This window comes from Bacteroidota bacterium (assembly GCA_030706565.1).
Taxonomy (GTDB): domain Bacteria; phylum Bacteroidota; class Bacteroidia; order Bacteroidales; family JAUZOH01; genus JAUZOH01.
This window is the reverse complement of the sequence record JAUZOH010000144.1, coordinates 1-8,811: the sequence shown is the minus strand read 5'-3', so window position 1 is coordinate 8,811 and position 8,811 is coordinate 1. Positions and strand designations below refer to the sequence as shown.

Genomic DNA, 8,811 nt, shown 5'->3' with positions numbered 1-8,811 from the left:
GCAAACCAGAGCTGCCTGTACAATGGATTATTTCCTGCCAACCGTATGGAACTGATGGATCCTATGTTTAACCTTTATAATGAGATTAAGCCTTCGTTGGAACTGGCAGCACAGGAGCAATGGAGCAGCAGAGGGATATATATTCCTGAAGTTGTCGGCATTGGCGGCCTTCCTAAACTTCCTTCCAATTTGATCAATGAAATTCAGGATCTGTACCTGAACAAAAAGCCATGGAGCACCCGTTCCGACTCCTTTTACAGGTATGCTTCCACTAAAATGTCCTACCTGAGCCGCTGGAATTGGAAAAAAGATGAGGGATGGAAAGACGGGGTCTGGAATTTTACTGACAAAGGTGCAGGCCCGTTTGGCCATGTAACCCATATCTTTTCCCGTGGGGCCAAGATTGCTTATCAGTACTGGCAGCGATACGAATATACCCGGGATACTGCCTGGCTAAGGAATTACGCTTATCCCATGTTGAAGGGTGTTGCAGAGTTTTACCGCAATTTCCCGAATGTGAAGAAAGAAAGTGACGGCAAATACCATATTTATTATGTAAATGATAATGAATCGGTTTGGGGCGGGCATAATACTGTTGAGGAAATATCTTCCATGATGGGCATTTTCCCGGCAGTGATCAGGGCTTCAGAAATTCTAAAAGTTGATAAAGAGATGCGCCCGGTCTGGAAAGAATTTGTAGACCATCTTTCATCGCTTCCGCTTAGTACCGATTATCCCGCTTTGGCAAAACCGGGGGCTCCGGTCACTTTTGTAAGAGCTTTGCCTCCTGTCATCCAGGGAGAGGGTTTCCGGCCTCCCGATTCCAATACGATGCCGGTCTGGTTCTTTGACCTTTGTAACCTGGGCTCCGGGAATAAAGAATTGTTGAAAATCGCAAATGCCACCTACGACAATTACTTCCCGGAAGGGATCAACAAAAATACTCCTGTTTATGTGCTTTCCAAATTGCCGGTGGCAGGGGCCATTTTAGGCAGAAAGGATGCTACCCGTTATTTGATCCCTAACCAGATACGCACCGCCGAAATTGCTGTTATGGCCAACAGGATGACCCTTCGGGAGGGGTATCAGACCACAGGAGTCCAGAGACTGGGCCGGATGACTGATGCCTTGCATAATGCCCTTTGCCAGAGTGCACCTTCGGCACCGGGGGAAGACCCTGTAATCCGTTTGTTTCCGGCATGGCCGGACGATTGGGATGCAGAGTTCAAGCTTCTTTGCAGGGGTGATTTCTTGGTAACTTCGTCATTTAAAGACGGAAAAGTGGGTTTTGTGGAAATACTTTCGCAAAGCGGCGGCTATTGCCAGGTTTATAATCCCTGGCCTGGAGAAAAGACGGAAATTCTTCGTAATGGAAGGAAGGATGGAATACTAAACGGGGCTGTATTAAAATTTAAAACCCGGAAAGGTGAAAATATAAGAATAAGCCCGGGGAAAAAATATAAAAAATCCAATTTAACTGATTAACCGTAAAACCTCATTCGATGCACAAATATTTCCTTTCTCTATTTATTTTACTGGGAATTCTGGGCTTTTCAATGCCGTGTTTCCCTGCTTCCGTTAGTGTTGATCTGTCCAGCCCTGACGGTTCTGTTCAGTTCAAGGTTACATCCATAAAAAAACAGTTGTATTACACTGTTTTGATGAATGGGAAAACAGTTATCGAACCTTCACCTATGGTCATGAAAGTTGATTCTCTGGTGATCACAAAAAATATAAGGATTGGTGAAGTAAACAGATATACCATTAATGAGACCTATCCTTGGTATGGGCTTCATTCAACTGCAATTGATCATTGCAATGGCGCACAGCTTACTATAAAAAGTATGAACCCCCATATCGGCTACACGCTTGATATCCGTGTTTTTAATGATGCGGTGGCATTCCGTTTTATAATCCCCGGAACTGACAATAAACAGAGATATCCTGATGAAGCTACCGTATTTACTATACCCGCTCATAGCATAGCATGGTATCACGATCTAAAAATGCATTATGAGGGTGTTCATGTTAAAAGTGATTTGGATTCGGTGGGTAAAGGCCGTTGGGCAGCAATGCCGGTGACCATAAAATTACCGGAAAGTACCGGTTATGCTGCAATTACCGAGGCTGATCTTAAAAATTATGAAGGGCTGGCCTTGCAAACAGATGGTAAAAACGGATTTGCGGCCCGTTTAGCACACAGTCAGCCGCCTTCATATCCTTACGTGCTCAGGTATAGTAAAGAAGATGTAGCACATTTATCGAAGATTGCCTCCGTAACAGGGACAATTAGTACTCCCTGGCGGGTGGTAATGATGGGCAAGGATTTGAATACACTGGTAAATTGCGATGCTCTTCACAATTTATGCCCTTCTCCTGATAAAAATTTATTTCCTGACGGTTTGGCAACTTCATGGATTCATCCGGGCCGTGCTGTTTGGAAATATCTGGATGGTGGAGGCAGCAATACCTTTGAAAACATGAAGGAATTTTCGCGTAAAGCCGGTGAACTGGGTTTCGAACATAACATCATCGAGGGGTTTTGGTCACAATGGACTGACGATCAGATTCGCAATTTGGTGGCATATTCAAACCGCTGTCATGTTGGTATTTGGGTTTGGGAACATTCTAAAAGTTTGAGAGATACTGAAGCGCGTCATGCTTTTTTACAGAAATGCCATGATTTGGGCATCACAGGCATAAAGATTGATTTCTTCGATAATGAGTCAAAAGACGGGATTGATCTTTATCAGTCTCTTTTGAAGGAAACCGCAGAGCTGAAATTGCTGGTTGATTTTCATGGGGCGAATAAACCCACCGGTCAATCGCGCACCTGGCCCAATGAGCTTACCCGCGAAGCAGTGAAAGGAATGGAGGCAAGTAAACTGGCTGATCGGGCTACCCATAATACAACCCTTCCGTTTACTCGATTTCTCGCAGGACCTGCTGAATATACACCTGTTCATTTTGGCGAAAGGCGTAAAAACACTACCTGGGCTCACCAGGTGGCAAGTGCGGCTATTCTTTCTGCTCCCCTGCTTACCTATGCTGCCAATCCGGATCACCTGCTGTCCAATCCGGCCGTAGAAATGATTAAAAGTATTCCTTCAACCTGGGATGAAACACGGGTCTTGCCTTCCTCCGGAATCGGGGAATTGGCAGTTTATGCCCAACGTAAGGGTAATATATGGTTCCTGTCGGTTATGAATGGGAACAGCCCCAAAACACTCAAGATACCTCTTTCATTTCTTAATGCAAAAACACCCTCTCCAGCCTTTGTGCTGAAAGATGATTTATCAAACAGGGATACGGTGAGTATTGAAAATACTATTTTTTCTGCAACAGATACCCTGAAGATTGAGCTTCTTGCCGGAGGTGGGTTTATTGCCCGTTTTAGTCCTGGTAATACTAAGCCCCGGCGGGGTACCTCTCAGGGTGTGGCCAATGCCCACCTGGATTACAAACCGGGCAGCACACCGGAATCCTGGTCTAAAGCTACTGCAGAATCAGTAATGGCACGTTATCCTGATTACCGTGATGCATACTGGAAACCATGGTCCTATGTGCATGGCTATATGTTTCATGGTTTCGAAATGTTGTATAAGAGTACCGGCGACAGGAAATATCTTGATTTTATCAAAACATACATAGACAAATTTGTTGATGACAAGGGCAATTTTCATGGCGACAATTTGAACAGCCTGGATAATCTGATGACCGGTTCAAGCATCGTCGCTCTATACGAGTACACGGGAGATGAGCGTTATAAAAAGGCAGCCATGCAGTTCCGGAAAGTTTTTGATACTTATCCCCGCAGTAATGACGGACAGTTCTGGCATGGGATGAAAACTCCGGACATGTGGATTGATGGTATTTTTATGGGGCAGATGTTCCTGATCCGCTACGGACAAGTAATTGGAGATAAAGAATATTGCATCGACGAGGCGGCTAGACAGATTAAAGTGTTTGCCAGGCATTGTGAAAAAGATGGAAGCGGGCTTTATCTCCACGCCTGGACTGAAAATCCTGCAGCTACAAAATGGGCTGATCCCAAAACCGGCCTCTCACCTGAAGTCTGGAGCGAGGGATTGGGTTGGTACGCTCTGGTGGTATCAGAATTGCTGGCAGTGATGCCTGAAAGTCATCCTCAATATGCCTCTGTACTTGATATTTATAAACGAATGATGGCTGGTTTGAAGAAAAACCAGGACCCTGTGTCAGGAGGATGGTTTATGATTGTCGATAAGGGCAATCAGCCCGGTAACTGGATTGATCCTTCAGGGACTTCAATGTTTGTTTATTCAATTCAAAAAGGAATAGATATCGGCGTACTCGATAAAAAAGAATATGAAAATGTTGCCCGAAGAGGATTTGAAAGTCTTTTAACCTTTGCCGCTATCAACGAAAAAGGCCTTGTCGATGTACATGGTGGTGGCGACGGTATTTCCGTCAAAAACAATTATGCTGCATACGTGAATTATCCCAGGATGGTTAATGCCAAAGAAACTTTGGCCGGTTTCCTCTGGGCTTCAGCCATTATGGAAAAAACTGAAAAATAGAAATCATTAGATCTAAAAAAAATTAATTATGAAGAAGTTAGCTGTATTTTTTGCATTTTTATTCCTGTTCTCAGGGATAATGAAAGCTCAGAGAAATATCACACAGGACGAAAGGATGAAATGGTGGCGCGAAGCCCGTTTCGGGATGTTCATTCATTGGGGATTGTATTCCATCCCTGCCGGGGAATGGAATGGTAAAGAAATTCCGGGAATAGGTGAATGGATTTTTAAAAATGCAAAGATTCCTGTGGCCGAATACCGCCAGCTGGCATCAAAGTTCAATCCTGTAAAATTTAATGCACATGACTTTGTGATGACCGCCAAAAATGCAGGAATGAAGTACATAACCATCACTTCCAAGCACCATGAAGGTTTTGCCATGTTCAAATCCGATGCTTCGAAATACAATATTGTGGATGCAACTCCTTATGGCAAGGACGTTATAAAGGCTTTGGCCGAGGAATGCCACAAACAGGGGATAAAACTCTGTTTTTATTATTCGCAGTCACGCGACTGGAACGAACCTAACGGTTTGGACAATGATTGGGATTTTCCTAAAGAACGTGATTTTCAGAGATATCTGGATGAAAAAGTCAAACCCCAACTAACGGAATTGCTTACCAATTATGGCCCTATAGGGTTAATCTGGTTTGATACCCCGATGACTATTTCAAAAGAGCAGGCACAAGATCTGAAAGACCTGGTGCGTAAGCTTCAGCCTGAATGTATCATCAGCGGGCGCCTTGGTGGTGGCGTTGAAACCGATTACATGTCTACCGGCGATAATGTTATTCCCGCTACGGTTGTTCCCGGCGACTGGGAAGTTCCGGCTACTCTTAATAATACCTGGGGATATAAGAAAAATGATCACAACTGGAAATCGGCAGCTGATCTTACCCGCCTTCTTTTTGATATTGCCAGCAAAGGCGGAAATTATCTGTTGAATGTCGGGCCTACTTCTGAAGGGGTTATTCCACAGGAATCTGTTAATATATTGAAACAGGTAGGTGATTGGATGAAGGTAAACAGCGAATGTATCTATGGAACCGCTGCCAGTCCTTATCAGGTTGAATTCAACTGGGGCAATATTACTGCCAAGCCCGGGAAACTATACCTGGGGATTTTTAACTGGCCCAACAATGGATTTTATTTGGAAGGGCTGAAAAACAAGGTTAAAAAAGTTTATCTACTTTCGGATTTGCAGAAGAAGCCTGTTCCTTTCAAGGTTCTGTATGACAAAAACATGGATCATTACAGGGTGAAGATTAACCTGCCCGCTCAGGCACCAGACAAAGTTGTGTCGGTGGTAGTGATGGAGATTGAAGGAAAACCTGCAGTAGAAACCGGAATTTGCCAGCAAGCCGGAGGAAATATTGATTTGCCTGGAATTTTGGCAATGTCATTGAAAGATGGTAAACCAGAAAAGCTTAATTTTACCGCCAGAGGTGGAGGTGCTGACTGGAAAGATCCTGCCATCTCTCTTACCTGGGATTTTAAAGTACAAAAACCGGGAAGTTATAAGATTGATATTGTTTCAACCGAGACGGGTTCTCACGGGGCTCCTGTATGGCAGGGCGGACATGTTGTAAAAGTACAATGCAATAATCAGGAACAGCAATCTGCCATCAACAATGAAAGCCAGGAATTTAATCCGCGCAGCCAGTACTGGAAGAAGATTCATTCCTCTGGAGGCAAACTGACGTTCACAAAGGCTGGTTCGTACAAACTTATACTTCTTCCTGTCAGTTTCTCGGAAGGAAAAAATGGTTTTACTTTCAGGGAAATCAATTTAGTCCCTGAAAAATTATGATTTTAAGTTATTCATGATGAATTGGTTAAAGCATGAATGCCTTTAACCTTAATTTTTATTATGCTGATGAAATATTTATGTTTTTCCCTTGCCATTTTTTGGTTTTCGATTTTTAGTGCTTTTTCACAAGAATCTGTTGATGCAACAGCATCAGGTGTAATTAACGTATATACCGCCCATAGCCTTCTGAGGCTGTATCATGCTTCCGACCTGCGCGTTTATCAACTTGGTTACGGACGGCCTGATCAAAAATTGACTATCCCTGCCAAACTTCCGGCACGTGAAGATGAATTTCTTCCCCCTTCTGGCAATGGGTTTATTTGGGAACCAGCCCTTCAGGCTTTCCATTCCGATGGGAATACCTCTACCGACCTGGTCTATGTGAGCCACGAAACCAAAGCTGTCGATGATAATGTATCGCTAACCAGCATTGAGTTGAAGGATTCATATTATCCGTTTTATGTGACGATTTTCATTAGGGCATACCGGAATGAAGATGTTATTGAACAGTGGCTTGAAATAAATAATCAGGAAAAAGGCCCTGTTACTTTGTATCGATTTGCTTCATCTTCGCCTGTAATCAGGGCGAATGATTACTGGGTAAGCCAGTTTTACGGCAATTGGGCCAAAGAATTCCAGTTTGTTGAGGAGAAACTAACCCCCGGCATTAAGGTTTTTGATTCCAAACTGGGTGTGAGGGCACAACAGATGAGGAATCCATCGTTTATATTATCTCTAAATCAGCCGGCTCGTGAAGACAGCGGTGAGGTTTATGGCGGAACCTTAGGCTGGTCGGGTAATTTTCAGCTTGCCTTTGAGATGGACAATAACAACCGGCTGCGTGCAATCTGTGGAATTAATCCTTTCGGCGGCCAGTACAAGTTACAGCCCGGCCAGAAATTCACGACCCCTTCTATGTTTTGGACATACAGCAATTCGGGAAAGGGACAGGTAAGCCGCAATTTCCACCGTTGGGCCCGGCAGTATGGCATCCGTGACGGCCAAAAGCCCCGGCCGGTATTGTTAAACAACTGGGAAGCTACTCACATGGATTTTGATGAGAATACCATAGTTTCTTTGCTGGATGGGGCAAAAAAGATTGGTGCCGATGTCTTTCTTTTGGATGACGGGTGGTTTGGTAACAAATACCCACGCAATAATGATAAGGCCGGTCTGGGCGATTGGGATGCAAACAGAACCAAGTTGCCGCAGGGACTTCCTTTTCTTGCAAAAGAAGCAAAGAAGAAAGATGTTGGATTTGGAATATGGATAGAACCTGAAATGGTCAATCCTAAAAGTGAATTGTTTGAGAAACATCCTGATTGGGCCATTCAACAGGCTAATCGCGAACTTTTGCTCAGCCGTAACCAGCTTGTTCTGGATCTGACACGACCTGAAGTAAAAGACTATGTATGGAACGTAATTGATAAAACCTTTTCTTCAAGTCCGGATATCCTATATACCAAGTGGGATTGCAACCGCTACGTAACCCAGCCGGGATCTACCTATCTTCCTGCTGACGAGCAGACACACTTGCTGACCGATTATAATTTTGCACTTTACGACATTATGGACCGCATGGCAAAAAAATATCCCAATATCATGGCTATGGTTTGTTCAGGTGGAGGCGGGCGCGTGGATTACGGCGCATTGAAACATTTTCATTCTTTCTGGCCAAGCGATAATACCGATCCGGTTCGCAGAATATATATGCAATGGGGTTATAGCCATTTCTTCCCTGCCAATACCATTGCCGCCCATATAACCAACATGGGAAAACGCCCGTTGCGTTTGGCTATTAATGTTGCGATGAGTGGCGCCTTAGGTGTGGATCTTGATATCCGCAAGATGAGTCCTGAGGATTGCAAGACCCTTGCCGGGGCTGTCAAATTGTACAAGGAACAACTCCGTGATGTGGTGCAACAGGGCGATCTTTACCGTCTGGAATCACCATATGACGGGCCCCGTGCATCTCTGGATTATGTTTCTGCCGATAGTTCCAAGGCTGTACTTTTTGTCTATCAACTAAAAGACGGTTCGCCTGAGATTGTGAAGCCCCGTGGCCTCGATCCTCAGCGCCTGTACCGTATTCATGAAGTCAGCCTGCCAGAAGGGCAAAAATCCACCCTTGCACTGGATGGAAAAGTAGTGGATGGGGCAAGACTTATGAAGGAGGGTATAGTCCCAACCTGCAGGAATGAATATGATAGTATGGTTGTTGAACTTTTTGCTGAAAAAAAGAATAAAAAGCGGTAAAAAGCTAATGTGTTCCGGGATTATTTGTTATTTAAATAATCCCGGTTGTCGTTTTATCCCAATTGATTAATATTGCTCATGAATAGTTTCATTAAAAAAATCACCTGGTTGGTTCTGGGATTTATTGCTTCTGCCTGGTATGTCCGGGCAGAAATCACACTTCCTTCTTTCATTTCCAGTAACATG

Annotated in this window: 4 protein-coding genes; all 4 read left to right on the top strand. The window is 44.1% G+C overall.

Going from position 1 to position 8,811, the window contains the following annotated elements:
• Positions 1 to 1,485 (top strand): glycoside hydrolase (locus tag Q8907_08880; GenBank protein ID MDP4274378.1); only part of this gene is annotated, 1,485 nt, incomplete at its 5' end.
• A gap of 17 nt (positions 1,486 to 1,502) precedes the next feature.
• Entirely contained in the window at positions 1,503 to 4,559 is a 3,057-nt protein-coding gene (locus Q8907_08875; GenBank protein ID MDP4274377.1) for a glycoside hydrolase family 88 protein, read from the top strand.
• A gap of 28 nt (positions 4,560 to 4,587) precedes the next feature.
• Complete coding sequence (locus tag Q8907_08870; protein MDP4274376.1) at positions 4,588 to 6,369, top strand: alpha-L-fucosidase; 1,782 nt, start codon at positions 4,588 to 4,590, stop codon at positions 6,367 to 6,369.
• A 66-nt stretch (positions 6,370 to 6,435) separates the two neighbouring features.
• Positions 6,436 to 8,625, top strand: a complete 2,190-nt coding sequence (locus tag Q8907_08865; GenBank protein MDP4274375.1) for an alpha-galactosidase — start codon at positions 6,436 to 6,438, stop codon at positions 8,623 to 8,625.
• Positions 8,626 to 8,811 lie beyond the last annotated feature (186 nt).

Bases quoted from the DNA above. Each gene is read 5' to 3' on its own strand.
- Q8907_08875 (MDP4274377.1), top strand. From the start codon at position 1,503: ATGCACAAATATTTCCTTTCTCTATTTATTTTACTGGGAATTCTGGGC.
- Q8907_08870 (MDP4274376.1), top strand. From the start codon at position 4,588: ATGAAGAAGTTAGCTGTATTTTTTGCATTTTTATTCCTGTTCTCAGGG.
- Q8907_08865 (MDP4274375.1), top strand. From the start codon at position 6,436: ATGAAATATTTATGTTTTTCCCTTGCCATTTTTTGGTTTTCGATTTTT.